This is a genomic window from Candidatus Thermoplasmatota archaeon, from assembly GCA_035541015.1.
Classification (GTDB): Archaea; Thermoplasmatota; SW-10-69-26; order JACQPN01; family JAIVGT01; genus DATLFM01.
Genome location: DATLFM010000105.1, coordinates 1 through 23,670, shown reverse-complemented (window position 1 = coordinate 23,670; position 23,670 = coordinate 1). Strand labels below are relative to the sequence as shown.

Annotated in this window: 21 protein-coding genes; 13 read left to right on the top strand and 8 right to left on the bottom strand. The window is 71.1% G+C overall.

From position 1 onward, the window contains the following. Together hxlB and VM681_10375 are read right to left on the bottom strand one after the other, a co-directional pair. Nucleotides 1-591 carry a 6-phospho-3-hexuloisomerase gene (gene hxlB / locus VM681_10380; protein ID HVL88390.1) on the bottom strand — a complete coding sequence of 197 codons (591 nt, stop codon included), beginning with the start codon at nucleotides 589-591 and terminating at the stop codon, nucleotides 1-3. 3 nt (nucleotides 592-594) lie between these two features. Then, complete coding sequence (locus tag VM681_10375; GenBank protein ID HVL88389.1) at nucleotides 595-1,467, bottom strand: TIM barrel protein; 873 nt, start codon at nucleotides 1,465-1,467, stop codon at nucleotides 595-597. Nucleotides 1,468-1,924: 457 nt separating this feature from the next. On the opposite strand from VM681_10375, the gene VM681_10370 reads away from it, so the two are divergent. From VM681_10370 to VM681_10310, 13 genes are all read left to right on the top strand, one after another. Further along, nucleotides 1,925-2,617 carry a hypothetical protein gene (locus VM681_10370; GenBank protein ID HVL88388.1) on the top strand — a complete coding sequence of 231 codons (693 nt, stop codon included), beginning with the start codon at nucleotides 1,925-1,927 and terminating at the stop codon, nucleotides 2,615-2,617. Then, nucleotides 2,617-3,384 carry an ArsR family transcriptional regulator gene (locus tag VM681_10365; protein HVL88387.1) on the top strand — a complete coding sequence of 256 codons (768 nt, stop codon included), beginning with the start codon at nucleotides 2,617-2,619 and terminating at the stop codon, nucleotides 3,382-3,384. The genes VM681_10370 and VM681_10365 overlap by 1 nt, the downstream gene beginning before the upstream one ends. Nucleotides 3,385-3,393: 9 nt before the next feature. Continuing rightward, nucleotides 3,394-4,176, top strand: coding sequence for an RAD55 family ATPase (locus VM681_10360; GenBank protein HVL88386.1), 783 nt, complete (start codon nucleotides 3,394-3,396; stop codon nucleotides 4,174-4,176). A gap of 12 nt (nucleotides 4,177-4,188) precedes the next feature. Further along, a complete protein-coding gene (locus tag VM681_10355) occupies nucleotides 4,189-4,941 on the top strand; it encodes a type IV pilin (GenBank protein ID HVL88385.1) in 753 nt (250 codons plus the stop codon). Next, on the top strand, nucleotides 4,938-6,314 hold the full coding sequence (locus VM681_10350) for a hypothetical protein (GenBank protein ID HVL88384.1): 1,377 nt from the start codon (nucleotides 4,938-4,940) through the stop codon (nucleotides 6,312-6,314). The genes VM681_10355 and VM681_10350 overlap by 4 nt, the downstream gene beginning before the upstream one ends. Continuing rightward, nucleotides 6,311-7,906, top strand: a complete 1,596-nt coding sequence (locus tag VM681_10345) for a type II/IV secretion system ATPase subunit (protein ID HVL88383.1) — start codon at nucleotides 6,311-6,313, stop codon at nucleotides 7,904-7,906. The genes VM681_10350 and VM681_10345 overlap by 4 nt, the downstream gene beginning before the upstream one ends. 4 nt (nucleotides 7,907-7,910) lie before the next feature. Beyond that, nucleotides 7,911-8,798: a type II secretion system F family protein gene (locus tag VM681_10340; GenBank protein HVL88382.1), complete on the top strand. Its 888-nt coding sequence runs from the start codon at nucleotides 7,911-7,913 to the stop codon at nucleotides 8,796-8,798. Beyond that, complete coding sequence (locus tag VM681_10335) at nucleotides 8,798-10,531, top strand: type II secretion system F family protein (protein ID HVL88381.1); 1,734 nt, start codon at nucleotides 8,798-8,800, stop codon at nucleotides 10,529-10,531. Before VM681_10340 ends, VM681_10335 begins: the two co-directional genes overlap by 1 nt. A 279-nt stretch (nucleotides 10,532-10,810) precedes the next feature. After that, nucleotides 10,811-11,410, top strand: a complete 600-nt coding sequence (locus tag VM681_10330; GenBank protein HVL88380.1) for a hypothetical protein — start codon at nucleotides 10,811-10,813, stop codon at nucleotides 11,408-11,410. A gap of 223 nt (nucleotides 11,411-11,633) precedes the next feature. Continuing rightward, nucleotides 11,634-12,950, top strand: a complete 1,317-nt coding sequence (locus tag VM681_10325) for a hypothetical protein (GenBank protein HVL88379.1) — start codon at nucleotides 11,634-11,636, stop codon at nucleotides 12,948-12,950. After that, nucleotides 12,904-13,890, top strand: a complete 987-nt coding sequence (locus VM681_10320; protein HVL88378.1) for a glycosyltransferase — start codon at nucleotides 12,904-12,906, stop codon at nucleotides 13,888-13,890. Before VM681_10325 ends, VM681_10320 begins: the two co-directional genes overlap by 47 nt. After that, nucleotides 13,887-15,134, top strand: coding sequence for an alkaline phosphatase family protein (locus VM681_10315; GenBank protein ID HVL88377.1), 1,248 nt, complete (start codon nucleotides 13,887-13,889; stop codon nucleotides 15,132-15,134). The genes VM681_10320 and VM681_10315 overlap by 4 nt, the downstream gene beginning before the upstream one ends. Continuing rightward, nucleotides 15,121-16,188 carry a hypothetical protein gene (locus tag VM681_10310; protein ID HVL88376.1) on the top strand — a complete coding sequence of 356 codons (1,068 nt, stop codon included), beginning with the start codon at nucleotides 15,121-15,123 and terminating at the stop codon, nucleotides 16,186-16,188. Before VM681_10315 ends, VM681_10310 begins: the two co-directional genes overlap by 14 nt. A 21-nt stretch (nucleotides 16,189-16,209) precedes the next feature. On the opposite strand, the gene VM681_10305 is transcribed toward VM681_10310, so the two are convergent. The 6 genes from VM681_10305 to VM681_10280 form a co-directional block, all read right to left on the bottom strand. Beyond that, on the bottom strand, nucleotides 16,210-17,358 hold the full coding sequence (locus VM681_10305) for a glycosyltransferase family 4 protein (protein HVL88375.1): 1,149 nt from the start codon (nucleotides 17,356-17,358) through the stop codon (nucleotides 16,210-16,212). Beyond that, nucleotides 17,306-18,496: a glycosyltransferase family 4 protein gene (locus VM681_10300; GenBank protein ID HVL88374.1), complete on the bottom strand. Its 1,191-nt coding sequence runs from the start codon at nucleotides 18,494-18,496 to the stop codon at nucleotides 17,306-17,308. The genes VM681_10305 and VM681_10300 overlap by 53 nt, the downstream gene beginning before the upstream one ends. An 86-nt stretch (nucleotides 18,497-18,582) precedes the next feature. Continuing rightward, entirely contained in the window at nucleotides 18,583-18,825 is a 243-nt protein-coding gene (locus VM681_10295) for a hypothetical protein (GenBank protein ID HVL88373.1), read from the bottom strand. A gap of 4 nt (nucleotides 18,826-18,829) precedes the next feature. Beyond that, a complete protein-coding gene (locus tag VM681_10290; GenBank protein HVL88372.1) occupies nucleotides 18,830-20,083 on the bottom strand; it encodes a hypothetical protein in 1,254 nt (417 codons plus the stop codon). 191 nt (nucleotides 20,084-20,274) lie between these two features. Then, on the bottom strand, nucleotides 20,275-22,953 hold the full coding sequence (locus VM681_10285; protein HVL88371.1) for a PKD domain-containing protein: 2,679 nt from the start codon (nucleotides 22,951-22,953) through the stop codon (nucleotides 20,275-20,277). Between the two features lie 312 nt (nucleotides 22,954-23,265). Then, nucleotides 23,266-23,670 (bottom strand): hypothetical protein (locus VM681_10280; protein ID HVL88370.1); only part of this gene is annotated, 405 nt, incomplete at its 5' end.

Sequence of the window (23,670 nt, the reverse complement as noted above, 5' to 3'; positions counted from 1 at the left end):
TCATTCGAGCGTCGCGTGGCGCTTGCGCATGTCCGCTTCGTTCTGTCCCAGGCGCGAGGCGAGCTCGGCCACGACGCCGTCGACAAGCTGCATGGCGGCCTGCTCGAAGAGCGTTCCGAGCGGGGCGAGATCGGGCCGAGGGTTGCGGGCGGGCACCGGGATCTCGACGATGAGGTCCGCGTGCCTGGCCACGCGCGACTGGCGACGGGCGGTGAGGGCCACGACGGAGGCTCCGCTCTCCTTGGCAAGCTGCGCGGTGAGCGCGACGGCGAACGTTTCGCCGCTTCCCGACAGCACGACGACGAGCGTCTCCCGGTCGACGGGCGGCGTCACCGTCTCGCCCACGTAGAACGCGTTCTTTCCGAGATGGTAGAGGCGCATGGCAAAGCCGCGCCCCACGAGGCCCGAGCGGCCGCGCCCAAAGAGGATGATCTTGCGCGCGGCGGCCAGGCGCGCCACGAGGTCGGAGACGGCGCGCGCGTCGACGCCCGCGAGGATCTCGGCGATCCGCTGCTGGTTGTGGGCGATCGCCTCGAAGGCGGGCGACGATGGGCGTGCGCGCGCGCCGGTGCCTCGGCTGGACCCGCGCACCCTTCAATCCTCTCCGAAGACGGCCTTGCGCCCGCCCTCGCCCAGCGCCCCGCGCTTCTCGAGCATGCGCTCGATGTGGATCTTCATGAACATCGCGTCGTGCTCGACGATGGGGCTGTTGGAGACGAGGGTGATGTCGAGGTCGCGGTCGAGGATGACCTCGACGAGGTGGTCGAAGTCCATGTCGCCCTTCTTGATCGGGACGTGGTTGATCTCGGAGTTGTTCGCGTACTTCACGCCCGTGAAGTAGCAGTAGTAGGTCTCGGGCGAGAGTCCGGCGTCCACGCGCTTGAACACGTCCTCGAAGTCCTTCGTGCTCTTGAGCCCGCCGTTCGAGCGCGCGTGGATGTGCGCGAAGTCGATGACGGGCACGCACGCGGGCACGGCCTGGCACATCTGGACGACCTCCTCGAGGTCGCCGAAGGTCTGCTGCTTGCCCATGACCTCAAGGCCAAGCTTGCAGCCGAGCTTCCCGTCGCGCAGGTAGTCCTGGATCGTCGTGAGCGTGGCGATGGCCTTGCGCAGGGTCTCCTTGCGGGTGAGGCTCGTGTAGAAGCCGGGGTGGCACACGACCACGGTGGCACCCATCGCGTCGGCGAGCTTGGCGGTGAGCGTGATCTTGTCGATCGACTTTTGGATGGTCTTGTCGTCGTCGCTTGCCAGGTTCGTGTAGTACGGCGCGTGGACCGAGAGCTGGATGGAAAGCTCGCGGGCCAGCCGACCGACCTCGCGCGCGTATTCCTCGTCCATCCGGATGCCGCGGACGAACTGCACCTCCATGGCGTTCAAGCCCAGCTCCTGGCAGTGCTGGACGCCTTCGAGGGGCGTGCGGCCCTTGCAGGAGAGCGGGACCCCCGCGGGGCCGATGTGGATCATGGGGGTCCGAGTCGCCTCCCGGTATAAAACGGTATCCGGCGCGCGCGTCCGTGACACCTCGTCCGCGCGTTCGCGCGATCCATCCGCGAAGGAGTCCTCGCGCGGGCGCGCCAGCGCGCGGCGTCGTACATGAAAACCAAAGATCGTCGAACTCCACGCGCCGTCGTACGTCCGTGGCGGCCGGCGTTCCCGGCGTTTGTCCCGGCGACACGACCCCTCCCGTGCGTCGCCGCGCAACGGACACGCGCTGCGTTCGACGGTTGTCCGCCAACCCTTATCGGCGCCCACCGGGATCGCACGTCGACGACGCGACCACGCGTCTTGCGCCGGTCCGGGATGCCCGGCGCACGACGACGCGGGGGGCCCTTGCGGCACCCCGTGCGCGGCCGCGTCGATGGCCTCGCTAGGGGGAACCAGGATGTACACGCACCATCGCGCGCTCCGTCGCGCCGGCCGTATGGGGTCCGTCATCGTCGTTCTGATCGTCGCCGTCGGGAGCCTTCCCGCGGCGGCGCAGGGCTGCTCCGTGGCCGGATGGAACACACAATGCAACCAGTTTGGAACGATCGCCATGGAGAGCCAGCGGGACGTCCGCGGCGCTCCCATCGATCTTGTCGTGTCGGTGACGCTCCACACGAGCTTCTCCGACCGCGACACCCGCTGGTTGCTGTTCTCGGTCCGCAACGTGACGGACGACGGGGGAAGCCCGGTGTCTCTTGCCGTCACGCGCTTTGCGACCTCGTCCGGGCCCGTGGTCACCACGAAGGTGGACCACGAGAGGCCCAACGAGGCGAACCTGTGGGTGCACGTGCTCGACGCGCCCGTTGGCGCGCCCATCGAGATCGGCTTGCGCGTGGGCGTCTCGGAGCGGGGCGCCTTCCGCCTCGAGACGCTCGTCATGGCCTTCGACCGGGGGTACACGCCCGTCCGCCAGGACGACGGCAGCGAGGCGAGCCTGTTCTCGTTCACGCTCCTTGGCGTGAATCAGGCGAGCGCAAGCGTGAGCTCCGGCGGCGGCCCCGGCTCAAACGGCGGCTTCGGCGGCGGCTTGCTCTCGGGCAAGAAGCTGCCCGGCCCCGAGCTTGTCGCGCTTGCCGGCGGCCTTGGCGCGGCGGCGCTTGTCGCCTCGCGCCTCCGGAGGGATGCCTGATGGGACACTACGACGACCACCCGTGGAGCGAGGTGAGCCTTCGCGTCTGCCGCGTCGTGCAGGAGCAGCCCGGCATCCATTTCCGGGGGCTTGCGCGCGCGGCCAACCTCTCGTCGGTGGGCCAGCTGCGACACCACCTCGACCGCCTCGTGCGGCGGGGGATTCTCGTCGAGCTCGAGGACGGAGGCTACAAGCGCTTCTTCCTCGCCGGAAACCACGAGCCCGGCCTTCGGCCGGCGCTTGCGCTCTTCGCGCGGCGCGTGCCGCGGCGCATCGGGACGCTTCTCCTTGTCCGGCCCATGAGCCGCACGGAGCTCCGGCGCTCCCTGGGCTGCGCCGACTCCACGCTTGGCTTCCATCTCTCGCGCATGGTGCAGGCGCAGGTGGTTGTGAAGCTCCGCGAGCGCAACGGCTCCAAGTACGCGCTCGCCGACGCCGAGACCGTCCGCAAGGTCATGCTCATGCGAAGCGGCGGGGTGAAGGAGCCCACGGTGCCGCTTGCGCAGGAGGTGCCGGTCCCCGATCTTGCCGCGGCCGCCAACGGCGGCAACGGCCACTCGGAGTTCCACGTGCACGCCAACGGCAATGGAAACGGCAACGGCAACGGCTCCGACGCTCCGCGCGACGAAACCGTGGATCAAGCTCCCGAACCGAGCCCCGTGGAAGGCTTGCCGGCCGCACCCGACGATCCTCTCGTCGAAGGCCCGGCCGCCGTTGATCGACCGCTGGCGGGCGCCTCCGCCAAACCCGCGACCGGACCGGCCTAGGGGATGCCCATGGACCCGCAAGCGGCAAAGCCTTCGGACCTCCCGGCCGCGGGCGGATCCCGCATCCCCACCGGCCATCCGGTCCTCGACGAGCTTCTGGGCGGCGGGCTCTCCCGCGGCGTCGCGTGCCTGCTCATGGGCCCGCCCTACTCTGGAAAGGAGCTCGTGGCCGCGGGATACGCCCACGCGTCCGCCCTCTCGGGGGAACCGCTCGTCGTCTGCCTGACGAGCATGTTCCCCGGCGAGTTCCGCGCGCTCGTCTCCACGTTTGGGCCGCACTTTGCGGCGCACGAGGCCAAGGGCCACGTGGCCTACGTGGACGGTTACGGAAGCCTGCTTGGCGACGACGCGACCGACCCGCTGGCCGTGCGCGTGAAGGATCCAAGCGATCCCGGAAGCCTGCTGGAGGCCATGGACGCCGCGCGCAAGCGCCTGGGCGAACCACCCGCGTTTCGACTTCTCGTGCTCGGCCTCACGGACCTTGCCCTTCGCGCGGGCTCGCGCGCGGCCGAGGACGGCCACGCGTGGCTCCAACGTTGCCTCGCACTGGCGCGCCGCTGGGGCGCCACGGCCGTGCTGTCCATGGACTCGGACGTGCACGGGCAGCGGGAGCTCGGGCTCTTCCTACGTCTCACGCAGGGCGCCATCGAGTTCCGCGAGAGCGAGGACGCGCGCACGTTCCTCCGCGTCCGGGGCCTGGAGGGCACGGCCACGCGCGACTGGATCGAGTACCGCTTGCGCGGCGGCTCGCTCGAGATCGTCGGCGGCCTGCTCGAACGCAAGATCCGGTAGGAGGAAGCGACGGTGTCCGGCGACGCGGCGGTGAACGAGGTGGTGGCGACCGTGCTCATGCTCGGCGTCACGGTGGCCCTCATGGGCGCCGCCTTTGGCCTGTTCATGAACGCGATGCCCGCGCCCTCGGACGCGGTCGTGGCCGACCTTTCGCTCTCGGTGCACCCCGGCCGTTACTACTGGGGGACCGGCGACGAAGGGGTCGCGCTTGCCCACCGCGGCGGCGAGCCGCTCCTGGCCTTCCGCACGACCGTGCACGTCACGATCTCGGGCGTTCCCCGTTCCTGGACGGGCGACGGCCTCGTCGACGCCTGCAAGGGCGGATTCGTCGACGGCGCGCTTCGGATCGGCAAGGGATGCAACCTCAACGAGTTCACCGTCGAGGTCAACGACACCGTCGACGTCGTCATCGTCTCGGGCACCTCCGTGGTCGCCCTTCGGACGATCCACGTCGGCGTTCCTCCGGCGAACCTCGTGCCGCCCCCGCCCACGGGGCTTCGGGCCTCGCAGGACGGAAACGCCACGCGCCTCACGTGGACGGCGCCCTCGTGGTCCGGATCTCCCATCATCGCGTACAACGTCTTCCGCGGCACCTCCGAAGGCAACGAAACGTACCTGGGCAGCAGCCGGGCGCAGGATTGGACGTTCCACGACGAGGCGGCCGAGGAAGGCGTGACATACTTCTACCGCGTGGCCTCGCTCAACGACGTGGGACAAGGCGCCCGCTCCGCAGCCGTTTCCTTTGCAAGAGGAGGGGGATCGTGAGGTCCGTTTCGCGCCGACGCGACGACGAGCGCGGCGTGACCGTCGTCGTCGGCACGATCCTCCTCGTGGCCATGCTCGTGGCCACGCTGTCCATGGCGCACGTGTACCAGATCCCGGCGGCGCAGAAAAGCGCCGAGGGCGCCCGCGTGCGGATCCTGGGAACGGCCATGGCCGATCTGAAGGCGTCCATCGACCGCCTGACCGAGGACGGCACGCCGACGCCCGTCTCCGTCGCGCTCCCGGTAAGCCAGGTGCGCGCAAGCTTCCTCGGGCTTACCGGCCCCGCGTCCGGCGGGCACGTTCTTTCGTTTGGGCCGGGGAACCGGCCGTTCACGATCTCCGCGCCGTCGGTCCGGCTCGTCGATGCGCCCGGGCCCTCCGAGGTCTGGCGCTCGACGGGCACGTCGCTCTCCGGCGCGTACGGCTTCGAAAGCCTGCGTCTCAACGTGAACCAGGTCGGCGCGGGGCACGACGACCATTGGATCCGCGCCACCGTCCGCGACGGGGCCAACGCCTTCGCGGGCTCGTTCGAGCTCCGCCAGGCCGGATCGCCGCCAAGCTACGTCCTTCGCGCGAAGGTCTGCTCCGCAGCCGGATGCGGCGGCGAGGGCTTGCTCTACGACCAAGGCGTCGGCCAGCCCGGGTCCACTTCGCAGTCGAACTACCGCGTGAACCTGCTGCATCCGGATTACCGGTTCGATCGCGTCCTCGCGGCGGCGGCTCCGCCGATCCGGATCGAGTGGGCCACGTCGGGATTCGCGGGGCAGTACGCGGCCGTGTGGACCGACGCGGCCGGCGCGTCGCGGCATACGGACGGATCGCCCGCCGGCTCGGGCGTCCTCGTCCAGAACTACTCGCGCACCCTCGCCGGGGGCGCCTTCTCGCTTGCCGCGGGCGTGCGCTACGTCCCCGGATCCGAGTACGTGCTGGAGAACGGGGCGCTCCTCCTGCGCCAGGGCGACGGGGCCGTGCTCAAGGCGCCGCCGCCCTTTGCCGTCCAAACGCTCCACGCCGGCGGCGTGGACTGGACGGCCGTCACGCTTGCCGTGCCGACGCTCCGCGGTCCCGGCTTCTCGTTCTCCGTCGACGGCGTCGCGGTGGCCCGCTCCACAGCCGTCGGCGAGTTCGGGCTTACGGCGCACGCTCCCTCGGTCACGCTGTCGGTCACCACCGACGAGCCGGACCTTTGGATCGCCGCCTGGAGGGGCGCGCTGTCGGCCGCCGGGCTCGTCGAGGACGAAGGGTACACGCTTTCGAAGGGCGGCCGACAGGCGTCCGTCACGGTCCTGGGCCGCTCCCCGTCGCCCTCCACCTTCGATGTGTCCCTCTCGCTCGTGCAAGTCGATGTCCTGTTCGAGGTGACCCGAGGATGAGCTTCCGCCTGCTTCGCGGAGAATCCGCCGCGACCGACGCTCCGGCGTCTGACCGCCCCGTGCTTGCCGTGCCGGGCCTCACCGGCTCCCGGGAGGCGATCGAGGAGCGCGTCCTGCGGCAGGGCCGCTGCGTCACGCGCCTGTCGTACGACCGCGTCGAAGGCCGCTACCTCTACGAGGTGTTCGAGCCCGAGCTTTCGCCTTCCGAGACGAGCATCCTCGCCTTCCTGCGGGACGGCCTCCTGCGATCGCTTGCCACACGGCCCGAGGATGGCCACGGGGTGGAGGAAGTCCTCCTCGCGCGCGCAACGGATCTCATGCGGGACCACGACGTGCGGTTGGATCCGGGCGGGCGGGAGCGCGTCCTGTACTACGTCGTGCGGGACTTTGCAGGCTACGGCCGCATCGACCCGCTCATGAGCGACCCCAACATCGAGGACATCTCCTGCGACGGTCCGGGGATCCCCGTCTTCCTGTTCCATCGCAAGCACGAGGCCATGCGCACGACGATCGTGTTCGCCGACGCCTCGGAGCTCGACGCCTTCGTGCTCCTCCTTGCGCAGCGCGCGGGCAAGCACGTGAGCGTCGCCAAGCCGCTTCTGGACGCGACGCTTCCGGACAAGAGTCGCCTTCAGACGACCTTCGGGGGCGAGGTGACGCCCCGCGGCTCGTCGTTTACGATCCGAAAGTTCCGCACCGACCCCATCACGCCGCCGCTTCTTGTCAAGCTCGGGACGATGGACGCCGAGATGGCCGCCTGGTTCTGGCTTGCCATCGAGCACGGACAGAGCGCGCTTGTGGTCGGCGGCACGGCAAGCGGGAAGACCACCACGCTCAACGCCTGCTCGCTCTTCATTCCCGGCGAGCGCAAGATCGTCTCCATCGAGGACACGCGCGAGCTCAACCTGCCGCACGACAACTGGATCTCCGGCGTCACCCGCGGCGCCGGCGCGCAGGTGGCCGCGCTCAAGGCCGAAGGCGACGTCGACATGTACGATCTTCTCGCCGCCGCGCTCCGCCAGCGCCCCGAGTACCTTCTCGTGGGCGAGGTTCGCGGCCGCGAGGCCATGACCCTTTTCCAGGCCATGGCCACCGGGCACGCGACCTTCAGCACCATGCACGCCGACAGCGTGGCCGGCGCCATCCACCGCCTCGAGAACGAGCCCATCCTCGTGCCGCGCGTCATGCTGGAGAACCTCCGCGCCATGGCCATCCAGGCGCAGGTACGCGTCGGCGGCAAGCTCGTCCGCCGCGTGCGGGAGGTCTCCGAGATCAAGGGCATCGACATGGCCGTCGGCGAGATCGTCACGAACACGGTCTTCCGCTGGGATCCCGCGACGGATTCCTTCCGCTTCTCGCCGCGTTCCTACGTCCTCGACGCCATCGGCGAGCGATTGCAGATGACCCAAACGCGCATGCGCGAGGAGCTCGCCCGTCGCGCCGACGTGGTGCGCTGGATGGTGCACACGGGCGTCCTCAACTACGTGGACGTGGCGAAGGTCGTCCAGCGCTACACGCGGGAGCCCGACGAGCTCGTGGCCCGCGCTCGTCGCGAGACGCCGGTCGTGTCCATCGCGCGCGTCGGAGGCTAGCGGCGTGACGCTCTCGCCGCTTGAAAGGGCCGCTTACCGGCTCCTGGGCGCAGGCGCCCGTCGGCAGCTCGCGCGGGATCCTTCCCTGGCGGCGGCGCTTGCCAAGGCCCATTCCCCCCGCGCGCCCGAGGTCTACCTGGCGTACGTGCACTTGCTGGCCTTGCTCGCCGCGCTGGAGGGGCTCGTCGCGCTCCTCGTGGTCGCCGTGCTGCTGCCGCTTCTGGCCGTGGAGGTGCCGCTGCTCCTCTCCGTGCTTGCCCTTGCCGCGCCCGCGCTTCTGCCTGGCGTCGTGCTGGGAATCGGCTACGCCTGGCCGCGGATCCTCGCCGGCGAGCGCGCGGCCAAGACCGACATCGCGCTTCCGGGCGCGCTCAACTACATGGCCGTGATGGCAAACTCGGGCATGACGCCCGACCGCATGGTCGCAAGCCTCTCGCGGCAGCCCATCTACGACGAGGCGGCCGACGAGGCCCGATGGATCGCGACGGAGGTGCGGTGGCTGGGCAAGGACCTCACGACGGCCCTCTCCGACGCCGTGCCCCGTACCGCTTCGGCGCGCCTTGCCGACGTGTGGCAGGGCATGCGGGCCACGATCCAAAGCGGAGCGGACCTTCGCACGTACCTTCTGTCGAAGGCCGAGCAGATGCACCGCGACATGGCCTCCCTCCAACGCCGCAACCTCGAGTCGCTTGGCGTGCTGGCGGAAAGCTTTCTCGTCGTCGCCGTCGCGGCCCCCATCTTCCTCATCATCATGCTCACGGTCATGGGCTCCTCCGGGCCCTCGCAGCAGTCGACCTTCCTCGTCTTCTGGCTCCTCATCCTCGTCATGATCCCGCTCACGCAGGCGTTCTTCGCGCTTGCCGTGCGGTCGCTTCGCGGGAGGGTGTGGTGATGGCCCACGTCGCGGAGACGCAAAGCCGCCTCCTGTGGGGTCCGCTTCTCACGATCGCCGTCTGCCTGGCCGGGTTCCTCGTGGCGCAGACCGCTCCCGGCCAGGGGCTTCTCACGGCCTACGTGGCGGCCCTGCTTGGCGCCACGCTCGTGTGGATCCTGGCCGCCGCCTCCGTCCCGGGCGCGGGCGCCGCGCGCGAGGCTCCCGTGCGCGCCGGCACGATCGCGGCCGGGTTCCTGTGCACGGCGCTTCTCGTCGCCGCGCTTGCGGTCGAGACCCTCGCCGCGCTCCACCGCTTCGGGCACTTGGACCTCTCCGGGATCGCCGAGGGGCTCGTGCCGCAGTTGTCCGCCGCCGCGGCGGCCGGGCTTCTTGCGGCCAACCTAGGGCTTGTCGTCGCGCTTGCCTACCCCCTGCCCCGGCGGGGGCTTGGTGCCAAGGCCGCCGCGGGGGCGTTCGTCGCCGTATCGCTCTTTGGCCTCCTGCTGGCCGCCGCCATCAGCCTTGGCCTCCTCACGGAGCTTGCCGGCCGGTTCGTGGGCCCGCAGGAAGCCGTCTTCGGGCTCAACCTCGCGGCCGCGGGCGCGCTCTGCGCGGTCCTGCTTGCAACCGGGCTTCCGACGCCCCTTTCGCCGCCGGCCCGTCTCGCGCTTTCGGCGGCCGTTCTGCAGCCGGTCCTCCTGGCCGTCGTCGTCGTGTTCGGCGTCGTCGCCGTGCTCGCGTCCGCCGGCCTTGCGGCCGCCGCGTCCCGCGTGCTTCCGCCGCTCCTTGGGTTCGTGCTCCTTTTCGTCGTCGCCGCCACCCTTGCGGCGGCCGTCCGCCCGCGCGAGAAGCCCCCGCCTCCCCTCTGGGTCGTCCGCATGGAGCCCGAGCGCCGAAGGCGCCTGGCCCTGCTCGCCGGCGGCGTTGGCGCGTCCATCGGCATCGCCCTCCTTGCGGCGCTGGTGGGCGCGGGCCTCGTGTCGGAGATCCCGTCCAGCCGCTGGCTCGACCTTGCGCTTGCCGCGCCGCTTGTCGCCCTGGCGCCCGTGGCGCTGCACGACCATCTCCAGGAGCGAAAGCGCATCCGTCTCGAGGACCGCGTGCCGGACCTCCTGCGGGATCTTGCCGCCTCCCGCAAGAGCGGGCTCACGCTTCCCAAGGCCACCCTTGCCGCCGCGTCGGCCGACTACGACGCCCTCTCGCCCGAGGTCCGCAAGATGGCCGACCAGGTGAGCTGGGGCGTTCCGTTCGAGGCGGCGCTCGACCGCATGGCCGACCGCGTCGGAACCGTCGGCATCCGCGCCGTGGCCGCCGTGGTGCAGGAGGCCTCCACGAGCGGTGGCCCCGTTCACGACGTGCTGCAGGTCGTCTCCGAGCAGCGGCGGGAAGCGCGCGAGCTCGAGGCCGAGCGCCGGCGGGCCATGTCGTTGTACATCGCCATCGTGTACGTCGCCTTCGGCGTCTTCCTTGCCATCCTGCTCGTCTTGAACGCGACGCTCCTGCCCGCCTTGGCCGGAGCCGGCCAGGAGGCCGTTGCCGCCGGCGCCGGCGCGTCGGGACTCTCCTTTGGGCAGGTGGACCTCGCGGCCTTCCGCACGCTCTTCCTTGTGGCGGCGTGGGTCCAGGGCGTAGGCGACGGCGTCGTGGCGGGCGTCATGAGCACCGGCCGCGTCGGAACGGGCCTCAAGCACGCCGTCGTCATGGGCTTTGTCGCGCTCGCCTGCTTCGGGCTCCTCGTGCCGCCGCCGTGAGACCCGTTCGCCCGGCGATCGTTTTCCTGCGCATCTGCGCAGTAACTCTGCTACGCGGGGCGCAGGGCCGGCGATGGGCGGCCGAGCAGACGAAGTCCCGCGCCCGCTTGCTCCCCGCGCGCCTGCGGTAAGGGTTCGCGCGGGGCCGACCCCGCAACCGTTCGACGCGTATGGGCAAACGACCGAACGCGCTAGGACAATCCCAGCGGAACGGTCTTGCGCGTGGATGGACCATTGCTCGTCTGCGCGGGTCCGTCGGCCCGCCGGGGGCGGTCGTCGTTGCGGGATCACCATGAACTTGCGGGAACGAGCATGCGCATCTACGACATCGTCCGCGAGCAGCCGGGCATCCACTTCCGGGCGCTGGCTCGCGCGGCCAATCTCTCGAGCGTGGGGCAACTTCGCCACCACGTCGACCGGCTGACGCGCCGGGGCGTCGTGGCCGAGGTGGGCGACGGCGGGTACAAGCGCTACTTCCTCGTGGGCGACCACGATCCGCGCCTGCGCCCGTCGCTTGCGCTCTTCTCGCGCCGCGTTCCGCGGCGGATCGCCACGCTCCTTCTCGTGCGAGCCATGACGCGCACGGAGCTTCGGCGTTCGCTCGGCTGCGCGGACTCCACGCTTGGGTTCCACCTTTCGCGCATGGTGCAGCTCTCGGTCGTCGGCAAGCGCCGGGACCGCTCGGGCTGCCGGTACGAGCTCCTCTCGCCGGACCTCGTGCGCCAGGCCCTTTCGATCCGCGCGCGGCGGCCGGCGTTTGCGGCGCCCGCCCCCGTGGTGCGCGTCGAACCGCCGCTTCGCGTCGGCACGGCGTACGGTGCGTTTGCGCCGCACGCCCCCGCCCTCTCGCAGGACGGGCGGGGCGAGGCGAGCGCGTAGCGGCGGACGGCAACCCGCCGTGCGGTGGCAAGCGGACGAACTTGGCGCAGGGCTCTTCCCGTCCGGCCGCCATCGTAGCTCGAAGCCGGCGGGCGCCCCGCGCGCTCCCGACCTTCCGCGCCGGAGGGCGAAGGGTTTTCCAGCCCCACGCGACCCGCCCCTCTCGTTGGCACGCTCCAACGATCCCTCGCCCTCCGGCTTGCCTCTCCAAGGAGATTGCCCAATGTTCGCGCGCATGCGGCTTGGCTTGCGCCTGGCCGCGCACTGGCAGGAGCCTCAGTACCGCAACGCCTGGTGGCTCATGCTCAACAACGTGCTTGGCGCCGTCTCCGGGCTTGCGTTCTGGGTGCTTGTCGCGCGCTTCCTGGGCCTTTCGCCCGCCGAGGTGGGCGCGGGCGTCGCGATCGTCTCGCTCGGGACGGCGGCCGGGCTTGTGGCCAAGGGCGGGTTCGACACGGCGCTTGTGCGGCACGTTCCCGGCCTTGCCCGCGAGGAAGGCGTGCGGCTGCTTGGGATCTCGTCGGCCGTGGGGGCGCTCGTGGCGCTTGCGCTTGCGGGCGCGTGCTTTGCGGCCGCCGCGCCGCTTGGGCTCGAAGGCCTCCCTCCCGAAGCGTTCCTGCTGACGGGCGCAATCGGCGCGCTGCTGTGCGTCACCTGGATGCAGGACGCCCACTTCCTTGCCGAAGGCGACGCGCGGTGGAGCTTCCGCCGCAACACCGTTCTCCACGCCGGGCGCTTGGTGGCGCCCGTGCCGATCGTCGCGCTTGCGCTCCCCGCGCCGATCCCCGTCGCGTGGGCCCTTGCGATCGCCGCAAGCGCGCTTGTCGCCTTCGCCTTCCTCCGTCGCCTGCCGTCGCGGCCCAAGGGGGCCACGCGCGCGGACCGTCGCGCCTTCTTCCGAAGCGCGGGACGCAACACGCCCGGGGGATTTGCCGAGTTCCTGCCGGGGTTCCTCCTTCCGCCGCTTGTGCTTGCCACCGAGGGCCCCGAGGCTGCGGCGTACTTTGGCATCGCCTGGACGGCCGCGGCGGGGCTGTTCCTGCTGTCGTCTGCGATCGGCCGCTCGGCCATGGCCGAGATCACCCGCTCCGGCCAGGCGCCGGCGGCGCCGCTTCTGCGCAAGGCGGCGCGGCACCACCTGCTCGTGGTCGCGCCGGCGGCGGTGGGCGGATTGATCCTTGCGCCTTGGGTGCTGCTGCCCTTCGGAGACGACTACGCGCACCACGGCGGGCCGGTGCTCGCGCTCCTGTCGGCAAGCGCGTTGTTCGTCGCGCCGACCTACCTGTACCTCGCGCTCCTTCGCGCGCGCGAGCGCACCGTCCCGCTCCTTGCGTTCCCCGCCGTCATGATCGTCGCGCTCCTCGCGCTTGCGCCGCCGCTTGCCGCCGAGCACGGCATCGAGGGCGTGGCCATCGCTTGGGTCCTGGCAAACGTGCCCGTGGGCGCGTTTGCCGCCTGGCGGCTGCGACAGGAGACAAAGGAGGTGATCCTCGATGTCGAGCTCCCCGCGAATCTCGGTCGTCCTGCTCACGTGGAATGAGGAAGCCAACGTCGCCGACGCGCTCTTGGCCCTCGCGCGCCAGAGCTCGCGCGAGTTCGAGGCGATCGTGGTGGATGCGGCGAGCACCGACCGCACGGTGGAGCTCGTTCGGCGCGCGCAGGCGTCGTTTCCGGTTCCGCTGCGGCTGCACGTGGCCGAAACGCGGATCAGCGTGGGAGAGGCGCGCAACCGCGGCGCCGCGCTTGCGCAGGCCCCGGCCGTCGCGTTCCTCTCGGCCGACGCGACGTGCGCTGCCGATTGGGTCGCGCGCGCGCTCGATGGGCTCCAACGCGCCGACGCCGTGTTCGGGCGGCAGCTGCACGACCCGCGGGACTTCGGCGTGGCGCAAAGCGTGCGCGGGCTGCGGTATCACTTCGCGCCGGCGGCGGAGGCCGACGCCGAGCGGTTTGCCTCGAACGTGAACGCCGCGTTTGCCAAGCGGCTCCTCGACGAGTTTCCCTTCGGCACGAGCGCCTCCGAGTCGGCCGTTGACGATCTTCTCCTTGCCCGACGGGCCAAGCGCGGCGGGTACCGCCTCGCGTACGATCCCCATCTCCTCGTGCACCACTCCGACGTCGACAGCGTCCGCGCGGAGCTGCGCAAGAACCGGCGCGAAGGGTACGGTTGGGGCGCGCATGCGGACGAACTGGGTTTCCACCGTCCGGTGCTCCTGTGGGGGGCCGCGCTCGTCGCTGCCCTCGGAGCATTCCTCGTGGTCCCCGCATTGGGAACGATTCTCGCGCTTGCCGCCGTCGCGTGGGCGCCCGCGCTGCGCCGCGCGTGGAAGCGCCGCCGAGGAATGCCCCTCAAAAGCCTCGTCTTGGGAGCCGTTGCAACGCCACCGTTCGACCTCGCGTTCCTTGCCGCCTACGCGCGCGGGCTCCTCGCGGGCCTGCGCCGACGGGCGGTGCGGCGCGACGACGGGGGGATCGAAGCTTGAGCGACCACGCACCCGGAACCCGCGCGACGCTGTTCCTGATCATCGACGCCGGACGCGACGACTACGTCCGTCCGGAGACCATGCCCTTCCTCTCGGGTCTCGCGGAGCGCTCTCTGCGCGGCTCCTTCGTGAGCCCGCCGGGCTTCGCGCAGCGCACCGCGTTCTTCACGGGGCGCTACCCGGACACCTCCGGCAACCTCTCCGCCTTCGTCTTCGACCCGGACGGCTCGCCGTTCCGGTGGCTCAAGCGGTTGGGCCCGCTTCCGAACCTCGTCCGGCCCTACAAGGTGTTCGTCCCCGCGCGGCGGCTCATCAAGCACGTCTCGCGATGGACGAGCGACTGCTACCACACGGACCCCGGCTGGATCCCGCCGCGCTTTGCCCCGTTCTTCCGCCCCTGCGAGGACGCAAAGCCCGTGCACGATCCGGGCGCGCTTGGCGCCACGAGCGTCTTCGACCTCGCCCGCACGCACCGCCTCTCGTACACGTACCGCGCGCACCCGGTCTCCGGCGACGACGACAAGGTGTTCGCGGGCCTCGTGCGCGACCTCCGCCGCGGCGCGCCGTACGACTTCTACGCCGCCCAGTTCAGCATCCTCGACCAGGAAGGCCACATCCACGGCCCCGGCTCGCGCCGCATCCAGAAGGAGTGCCTCACCATCCTCGACCGCAAGCTTGCCGCCGTGCACGCCGCGCTGTCGGCCGGCTACCGCGACTGGAACCTCTTCGTGTGCGCCGACCACGGCATGGCCCCCGTCGAGCGGCGCGTGAACGTGCTTGCCGCGTTGAAGCGCCTGCCCATCAAGCCTGCGCGCGACTACGTCGTCTTCGTCAACAGCACGCTAGCCGTCTTCTGGTACCTCACCGAACACGGGCGGCGCACGATCGAGGAGGCGCTGCCGCGCATCGAGGGCGCAACCGTCCTCTCCGACGAGGAGCGGCAATCGCGACGCATCCCCACCGACCGCCGGTGGGGCGACCGCATGCTCGCGGCGCAGCCGGGCACGCTCTTCTGGCCGGACTACTTCCACGTGATCGATTCGACGATCCGCGGCATGCACGGGTACCTCGACAAGTCCCAGGAGCGCTACGGCATGGCGGTCCTGGCCTCGTCGGACGGCAGCACGAGCCCCGGCACGTTTGCGCCGCGGCCGCTCGTCGACGTCTTCCCCACGCTGTGCGACCTCCTCTCGGTGCCCGCGCCGGCAAGCCACGAGGGGGAAAGCGTCCTTGCCCGCCGCTGAGCGCGCGGCGGCCGTCCCCCCGCCACGCTACACCGTGCGCGACACGCCCGCCGTGGTCGCCCGCATCGACGCCGACCTCCGGCGCGTCGCCGACACGGTGCGGCGAGGCGACCCGCGTCTTTGCGCGCTCGTCCTCACGGGCGCGTTTGCGCGCGGCGAGGGCGCCGTCTCCGGCGGACGCCCGCAGAACGACTACGACTTCGTCGCCCTCCGGGGCCTCGGGCGCCCCTCCGTTCCGTACGAGCGCATGCGAGAGACGCTCGAGGAGGAGCTTCGCATCCACGTCGATCTTCAGCCGGTCTGGGGCTTGCGCCTGCGTTGGGCCGCCCCGTCGATCTTCTGGTACGAGACGGCGCTGCGCGGCCGCGTCGTCTGGGGAGACGGCGATGCGCTCAAGCCCATCCGCGTCCGCGATGCGCGCGAGCTGCACCCGGCCGAGGGCTTGCGCCTTCTCGTGAACCGGGCCGCCGGACTCCTCCTTTCGAAGGGAAGCTCGGACACCGAACTCCTGCGCATCCAGGCCGCCAAGGGAATGCTTGCCGCCCTCGACGCGCAGCTCCTGGCGCTCGGCGAGTTCGCACCCAGCCAGACCGAGCGTTGGGCGATCTACCGGTCCCGGTGGTCGGCGGGCTGCCACCGCGCCGTCCGCGGGGACCCGGCGGCCTACGCCTGGGCCTACCGGTACAAGGTCGACCCCGACCGCGCGCCGCCGCGCCATCCCAGGGAAGCTTGGGATCTCGCCGCCCGGACCATCCTCGCGGCCATCCCCGCCGCGCTTGCGCACGCCCGCCTTTCCTCGCTCGACGCCTACGCCCGCCGGGACGGCCTCCTCGACCACCTTTACTATTACAAGGGCGCCCGCGAGGTGCCCGGCGCGCGGCGGCTCCTGCTCCACCCGACCGGCCGCGTGCGCGTGGCCACGCTGCGCCTCCTCGAGGAGGCCGTCGGCGGGACGGCGGGAGCGTCGGCGCGGCAAGATCTCGCGCGGTTCGCGCCCGTGCCGCAGGACCCCGTCTCCCTCCTTGCGGCGCTTCGCCGCGCGACGCTCCAGTAGCCTCGCCGTTCTTTTATGACCCTAAAAGTCTTGGTCGACGGCTTCCACGAGCACCCGCTGGGTCTCGATGGCAAGCGCGCCCCAGTCGTGCTCGCGCTCGACGATCGCGCGGCCGGCGCGGCCCATGCGCTCGGCGAGCGGGCGGTCGCGCAGGAGCGACAGGAGCTTCTCGGCCAAGTCCCGCGGATCGCCCGGGCGGGCCAGAAGCCCGTTCTCCCCGTCGCGGACGAAGCAGGGGATGCCCCCGATCCGCGATCCCACCACGGGCCGTCCGCACGCGTTGGCCTCCGCGAGGACCATGCCGAAGCTCTCGGCTTCCGTGACGCTGGGCAGCGCCACGACCCGCGCCTCGGCGACCGCGCGACGGTACTCCTCGTCGCTCAGCCGGCCTCGGATCTCCACGGCCCCGTCCTCGCACATCGCGCGGGCGCGGAACTCCGCCAGACGGTCGCCGCCGCCCACGAGCGTGAGGCGCGCCGACGGAAGCTCGCGCCGAACGCGGGCGAAGGCCTCCCACAGGACGTCGACGCCCTTCCAACGGTACGCGTTGGCAAGCGGCGCGGCAAAGAGGATGCGCGGCGCGTCGGGAAGCGGCGAAGGGCGGAACGCGCGTGCGTCCACGCCCGGCGGGATGACGCGCGTGCGCGAGGCGTAGGATGCAAGCACGCCGTCGCGGACGTAGCGCGACACGGCAACGAGGCGCGCGGCGCGGCCGAACATGCGCCGCTCGAGCGTCGCCGCGTGCGCGCGCGCGGCAAGGGCAAGAAGCGGCGAGCCCCCGAGGAGCCGGCCGGCGTGGTAGGTGAGAACGAACGGGACGCCCTCGGCGGCGGCCGCGCGCGCGGCACACTCGGCGGGAAACGGCACGGGACCGTGGCCCACGACGACGTCGGGTGAAAGCCGACGGATGCGCTCGCGCAGGCGCCCGGGGAACCGCCAGTCGAGCGGCGTGTTGCTGAGGCGCACCGCCGGCGGGAGGCGGCTCACGCGGACGCCGTCGCGCTCGCCGGAGACGGCGCCGTTTTGGGCAAAGCAGGCGACCTCGACGTCGTGCCCGGCGCGCCCGAGACGGGAGAGGACCGCGTGCGCGTAGCGCTCGAGCCCCCCGCCCTCGGGCTCATAGTACGGCGTGACCGCGAGGATCCGCAGGCGTGGCCACCTCCGGCGCAAGCGTGCGCGGCGGCGCGTCGGGCGCGGGGGCGCCAAGGCCCAGCGCCTCGTGGTAGGCGGAGAGGAGCCGGTCCGTCACGGCCGACCACGAGTAGCGCGCCTGGACGCGCTCGGCGAGCGCCTGTCCGCGCGGGAGAAGGTCGAAGTGCAGGGCGCGAAGGAGCTGCGTGGAGAGCGACTCGGGATCGCCGGGGCGGGCGACAAGACCGCCGATGCGGGCGATCTCGGCAACGCCCGGAAGGCCCGAGGCGACGACGGGCGTGCCGCAGGCCATGCTCTCGAGGAGCGAGATGCCAAAGGCCTCCTGCCGGTTCACGCTGGGCAGCACGGTCACGCGCGCGCCGCGGTAGAGGGACGGCAATTCGGCGTCGGGCACGCGTCCGAGGAAGCGCGCGTCCACGCCCAACCGCCGCGCGAGCGACTGCAGGTGGGCTCGTTGGGGCCCGTCCCCGGCCAAAAGGAGCGGAACGTCGGGCCGCAGGAGCGAGAGGGCCCGCAACAGGACCTCCACTCCCTTGTAGCGCACGAGACGGCCGACGCACAGCACGTAGTCCCCCTCGCGTCGGGGCCCCTGAGGCGAGAAGCGGCGCGTGTCCACGCCGTTGGGCACGACGCGCCAGCGCGACTCGGGGACGCAAGAAAGCGAGGGGGCGCTGCGGCCGTATTCGTACGATCGCACGAGCGCGAGCTCCGCAAGCGGGTAGGCGCGGGGACCCAACGAGCGGTAGGCGCGCGCGGCCAGGCGACCCAGGGGGTCGCCCGGGTCGGGCTCGAAGTGGAAGTCCAGCACGGCGGGGATGCCAAGCGCCCGCGCGCGCCGGAGGACCGGAGGCGTCGTGAACGGGTAGGTGGCCGGGACGTGGACGAGGTCCGATTCGGGGGGGATGCGCGCGGCAAGATCCACATAGGGCGCGCGGAGCAGCATCCCGCGGCGGGGCTCCCTTAGCACGCGGACGCCGCCGTCGAAACGGTCGTCGCGCGCTCCGGCGGTCGAGCAGACGAGCGTGACGTCGTGCCCGCGGCGGGCAAGGTCGAGCGCGAAGTGCGCGAGCACGCGCTCCACGCCGCCGACGTGCGCGCCGGCGGAGGGCTCGTGTTCGGGCAAAGGATCGAACGGAGAAACGAGCGTGACGCGCATCCCAGGCCCCGTTGGGCGGGCGGGCCGAAAAGGCATCCGGCACAAACCGGGGGAACAGGGTTGGCGGGCGGCCGACGAGAAACGTCCTACACGATGAGACCGCGGTCGAGCCACTCGCGCTCGATGCGGTCCAACGCGTCCTTGTTCATCTGCCGCCCGTCGATGAAGACCTGGGACGAGCACCGGGGACAGGCGCAGCGGCTGCAGAGCATGGGCCCCTCGTGCTCGTGATCGGCCGCCTTCTTGCGACGGCGCCGGGAGGTCTTCGCCTCCACGGCCGCCGTCGCGTGTCCGGCTCCGTTCCCGTTCCCGTCGCTTGCCTGGGTCACGTCGTCATCCTGCCACGAAGACCTTGCTCACGGCCGTCGCACCCGAGGCGCCCGTCGCGCGGAACTCGATTTTCGTTCCCGCGGGCGCATGCATGCTCTTGGCGAAGGTCCCCCAAGACGTTTTTGGAAGGTCCGTCCAGGCGCCGCCGTTGAGTCGCGCCTCGGCCTTGACCACAGGCTCGTTCGCCGTGATCTTGACCTCGACCCACCAGGGATTCGACATCCCGCGCGGCTCGAAGACGGGCGAGAAGCCGGACGACGACGCCGATCGCTCGGCGCGCACGCCGTCCACCCACACCTTGGCCGCAGGCTTCCACGAGCCGCCCGGATACGCGAGTCCCCAGTGACGCTCGGCGACGCCGTAGTAGTTCTTCGTGTCCATGTTGGGATTGTCGAACCACGCCCGGTACAGCATGCCGCGGACGCCCGCGGACTTGAGCGTGGCGAGGTTCGCGAAGAACTCGCGAAGCTCGGCGCGCTGGGGCTCGAGGTATCCGGGCTCGGGGTACGAGCTCAGCGCGATGTCCGTGATGAACGTGGCCTTGCCAAAGAGCGCGTGCGCCCGCTGGACGCCGGCGAGCGTGGACTCGTACAGGCTGCGGTACCGGTCGAGCGAGTCGCGGGTCGATCCGCGCATGCCTTGCACGCCGACGTAGTCGGACGCGCCGGCGGCGCGGTCGTAGGTTCCCCACTGGTGGGACGCCCAGTTGCCAAACGCGAGGACGAACTGCGCCGCCGGGTACCGCATGTCGAGGTAGCGGATCTTGTCGCGCAGGTAGCCGTCGAAGGCCTCGTAGTCGCCGATCCCGTTCTTGTTGAACTCGGTCTCCACGAGGACGAGGACTGGCTTTCCCTTCATGCGGGCGTTGAGCGCGTCGCCAAGCTCGCGCGCCAGGCGCTGCCAGCCGTTCTTGTCCTTCCACGTGTTGTGGAGGTTCGACCAGCAGCCGTTCTCCACGCAGGATCGCGAGATGTCGTCGCCCCAGTAGTAGAAGTGGATGGCCGGCGTGATGCCCGCCGCGACCATGCGGTCCATCGCCGCGTTGGGCCCGCCCCAGCCGGACGAGAGCGTCCAGGGGCCGATCCAGATCGTGCCGTAGTCGGGCTTGGCGCCGGCGTTTGCCTGCGCGGCGGTGGACCCGGCGTCCATTCCAAAGCGCATGGGCGCTGCGGACTGTCCGCCCGCCGTCGGGACGACGACGAGGGCCGGCAGGAGCATTGCAAGGAGAGCCAAGGCTAGCAGGACGGTTCGGTTCATGTCTGTCACCCCTCCGCCGATGCGGCGGAATTGGACGGTTCCGAAGGAACCGGCGGGATGACCACGACGACATCGTACAAAAAACCGGAACGGAACGGACGAGGGGAAAGACCGCCGGGCCGTGGAGATTTGCGCCCGGCGGGTGCGAGGACCGGGCAGGCGGGGCAGCGCCTGCCCGGCCGGCCGTCGCGCTAGCCCCAGGCAAAGGGCGCGCTCACGGCGACCGCTCCGGAGACGCCCGTCGCGCGGAACTCGATCCTCGTGCCGGCCGGCAAGCCCGCGTCGGCGCGCTTGGCCCACGAGCCCCACTTCGTGGCGTCCATCGCGATCCACGCGCCGCCGTTGGCGCGGTACTCGACGGACCCGACGCGCTCGGGCGCCTTCACCACGACCTCGATCCACCACTTGTTCTTCTGCGTCTTGGGCTCGAAGGTCGCGTCGAGCTTGGCCGGGCCCAGCCACTGCGCCGGCGCCGAGACGGCAAACTCGCCGCCCTGGCTTGTCGCGCGGAAGGTCACCGTGCTTCCCTGCGGGACGTGAAGGCTTGCCGCCCACGCGCCCCAGCTCCGAAGCGACAGCGCCGCCCAAGGCCCGTCGTTCACGCGCACCTCGACGCCGCGGACGGCCTCGTTTGCGTCCACGAACACCTCGACCCACCACTCGTTCACGTTGGGCGAGATGCGGAACGAGGCCGCAAACGGCGGCTTCACGCTCACGTTGCGCTCCACGGTCGCGCTCGCCTTTCCGTCCGAGACGGTGAGGCGCACGGCGTAGGTGCCCGAGGCCGCGTAGGTGTGGCTTGCGCGGACGCCCGTCGCCGTCGCGCCGTCACCGAAGCTCCACGCGTACGTGAGCGGATCGCCGTCCGGATCGCTCGACGCCGAGGCGTCGACCGCAAGCGCAAGCCCGCTTGCCGATACCGCAAAGGACGCCGTCGGCGCCCGGTTGGGCTGCGGCCACGGGAACGGCTGCGAGACCGCCTCGGCTCCCGCGTCGGTCTGCGCGCGGAAGACGACCTCGCTTCCCGGCGGCACGCGCAGGCTTGCGGCCCACGCGCCCCAGCTCCGCAGCGAAAGCGGGCTCCAGGGGCCGTCGGCAACGCGCGCCTGCACGCCCGAGAGCGGGGCGCTTGCGTCCACGAACACCTCGACCCACCATTCGTTCACGTTGGGCGAGAGGCGGAACGACGCCGACAGCGGCGGCGCCTCGACGGCGACCGTCCGCTCGGCGGCGCTTTGGGCCTTGCCGTCGGAGACCGTGAGCCGCACGACGTACGATCCGGCGCGCGCGTACTCGTGAATCGCCCGCGCGCCCGTCGAGGTCGCGCCGTCGCCGAAGCTCCACGCGTACGTGAGCGGATCCCCGTCGGGGTCGCTCGAGCCCGTGGCGTCCACGGAGAGCCGCAGGTGCTCGGCCGAGGAGACGAAGCTCGCCTCCGGCGCGCGGTTCTGCGGCACCGGCGCGATCGTCACGCGGTCGAGCAGCAGGTTGCGGTCCTCCGTCGACGAGCGCGCGTCGTTCGTGAAGGCGATCCGGAGCTCGACGACGCCGGCGGCTGCCGCGCGGATCCGGTGCTCTCCCCAGGACGTGCCGGGGTCGGCCGACAGGATCGTCTGGCCGGCGAGGCTCACGACCATGCGGGGCCCCACGCCCGAGAGGGTCGTGCCGCGCGCGTGGATGGAGAGGTCGAACTGGCCGCCCGATCCGAAGTCGAGCGACTCGGCGAGGTGGCCGTTGGCCCAGAGGTTCCACGCTGCGTTCCCGGACGCCAAAGCGTCCGAGAACGCAGCACCCGCTGTCTTCGTGGTGAAATGCTCGGCCTCGCGCAGGAGTCCCGCGCCCACCGGAAGGGCCGCGGGGCCGGAGCCTCCGGCGGGGTTCGCGCGCTCGGCGGCGACGCCGTCGAGCCAGACGCGCGCGGAGGGCTTCCGCGCGCCGTCGGGGTAGGCGACGCCCCAGTGGCGCTCGGCGTAGCCGTAGTAGTTCTTGAGATCCATGTTGGGGTTGTCGCGCCACGTCCGGTAGAGGAGGGCCTTCACGCCGGCCTCCTTGAGCGTGCCCAGGTTGTCGAAGAACTCCTTGAGCTCCGTGCGCTGGTGCTCGAGGTACTCGGGCTCCGGGTAGGTCGAGAGCGCGAGGTCCTGGATCACCACCGGCTTGCCAAAGAGTTCTTGGAGCTTGCGCGCGCCGGCAAGCGTCGATTCGTAGAGCTGCTTGTAGCTCGACAGCGGGTCGCGCGTCGACCCGCGCATGCCCTGGATGCCGGTGTAGTCGGAGGCGGCCGCGGTGCGGTCGAAGGTGCCCCAGGCGGCCTGGTTCCAGTTCCCAAGCGCCATGACGGTCTGCGCCGCCGGGTATCCTTGCTTGAGGAAGCGGGCCTTCTCGGCAAGGTAGCCGTCGAAGGGCTCGTAGGTCGAGATGCCGCCTTTGTTGAACTCCGTCTCAAGGAAGATGAGGACGGGCTTTCCGCCCATGACGGCCTTCAGCCGGTCGACAAGCTCGTTGGCAAGCCGCTGCCATCCGGCCTTGTCCTTCCACGCGCCGTGGAGATCCGACCAGCAGCCGTTCTCCACGCACGAGGGCGAGATGTCGTCGCCCCAGTAGTAGAAGTGGATCGCCGGCGTGACGCCCGCCTTGACCATGTCGCGCATCTGTTGATCGGGGCCGCCCCAGCCGTGCTTGAGCGTCCACGGGCCGACCCAGAAGGTGCCGTAGTCCGGGCGCTGCCCGGCGGCGATCTGGTCGGGGACCGCGTTGGCGTGCATTCCAAAACGCATCGGCTCCGCGCTTGCCGCCGCCTGCGAGCCCGCAAGGGGCATCGCAGAGACGACGAGCGCCAGAGCTGCCGCTGCTACAATGATCTTGGCCATCCTGTCACCCCCGCAGGAATCCTGCGGTCGCCGGGACGATTCGCGTCGTCCCAAGCGGCGATGAGGTTGGCAGGCGACCTACATCAAGCTTGCCCGGTGGTCACGGTGCACCTCGGTAGGCGGCGGTAATCTGGTTGCGCAAACGCCGCGCCTTGGCCGAGAAATCAAGCAAAAACGACGACACCGGCGGCGCGAAGCGGGCGGGCGGCCGGGGAGTATTCCGAGAAGGCGGGCGGACGGCAGGGCACGGCGACGCAGAAAAACAGCAAAATGGCCGCGCGGGCGGACGCAGCCGCCCGCCCGCTTGGCCGTCTAGCCCCACGTGTACGTTCCCGACGTCGCCTTGGCGCCGGTCGAGCTTGTCGCCTCGAAGACGACCTTCGCGCCGTCGGGCACTAAGAAGCTCTTGGCCCAGCTGCCCCAGGATTGCTTGGCAAGCGCGGTGCACGAGCCGCCGTTCACTTTGGCGCAGACGGCCGTCACGGTCTGCGACGACGTCACCTTCACCTCGACCCACCAGTTGTTCGTGGTCGTGACGGGTTGGAACGTCGCCGAGAACGAGTCCCCGTCGCCGCCGCCTCCGCCCCCTCCAAGCCACGTGAACTCTTGCGAGGTGGCCGTGGCGCCGCCGCTTGCCGTCGCCTTGAAGACGACCTTGCTTCCCGCGGGCACGTGGAAGCTCTTGGCCCAGTTGCCCCACGATTGCTTGGAAAGCGC

Excerpts from the sequence above, each read along its gene's own strand:
- VM681_10375 (HVL88389.1), bottom strand. The coding sequence starts at position 1,467 with ATGATCCACATCGGCCCCGCGGGGGTCCCGCTCTCCTGCAAGGGCCGC.
- VM681_10370 (HVL88388.1), top strand. The coding sequence starts at position 1,925 with ATGGGGTCCGTCATCGTCGTTCTGATCGTCGCCGTCGGGAGCCTTCCC.
- VM681_10365 (HVL88387.1), top strand. The coding sequence starts at position 2,617 with ATGGGACACTACGACGACCACCCGTGGAGCGAGGTGAGCCTTCGCGTC.
- VM681_10360 (HVL88386.1), top strand. The coding sequence starts at position 3,394 with ATGGACCCGCAAGCGGCAAAGCCTTCGGACCTCCCGGCCGCGGGCGGA.
- VM681_10345 (HVL88383.1), top strand. The coding sequence starts at position 6,311 with ATGAGCTTCCGCCTGCTTCGCGGAGAATCCGCCGCGACCGACGCTCCG.
- VM681_10335 (HVL88381.1), top strand. The coding sequence starts at position 8,798 with ATGGCCCACGTCGCGGAGACGCAAAGCCGCCTCCTGTGGGGTCCGCTT.
- VM681_10325 (HVL88379.1), top strand. The coding sequence starts at position 11,634 with ATGTTCGCGCGCATGCGGCTTGGCTTGCGCCTGGCCGCGCACTGGCAG.
- VM681_10320 (HVL88378.1), top strand. The coding sequence starts at position 12,904 with ATGTCGAGCTCCCCGCGAATCTCGGTCGTCCTGCTCACGTGGAATGAG.
- VM681_10300 (HVL88374.1), bottom strand. The coding sequence starts at position 18,496 with ATGCGCGTCACGCTCGTTTCTCCGTTCGATCCTTTGCCCGAACACGAG.
- VM681_10290 (HVL88372.1), bottom strand. The coding sequence starts at position 20,083 with ATGAACCGAACCGTCCTGCTAGCCTTGGCTCTCCTTGCAATGCTCCTG.
- VM681_10285 (HVL88371.1), bottom strand. The coding sequence starts at position 22,953 with ATGGCCAAGATCATTGTAGCAGCGGCAGCTCTGGCGCTCGTCGTCTCT.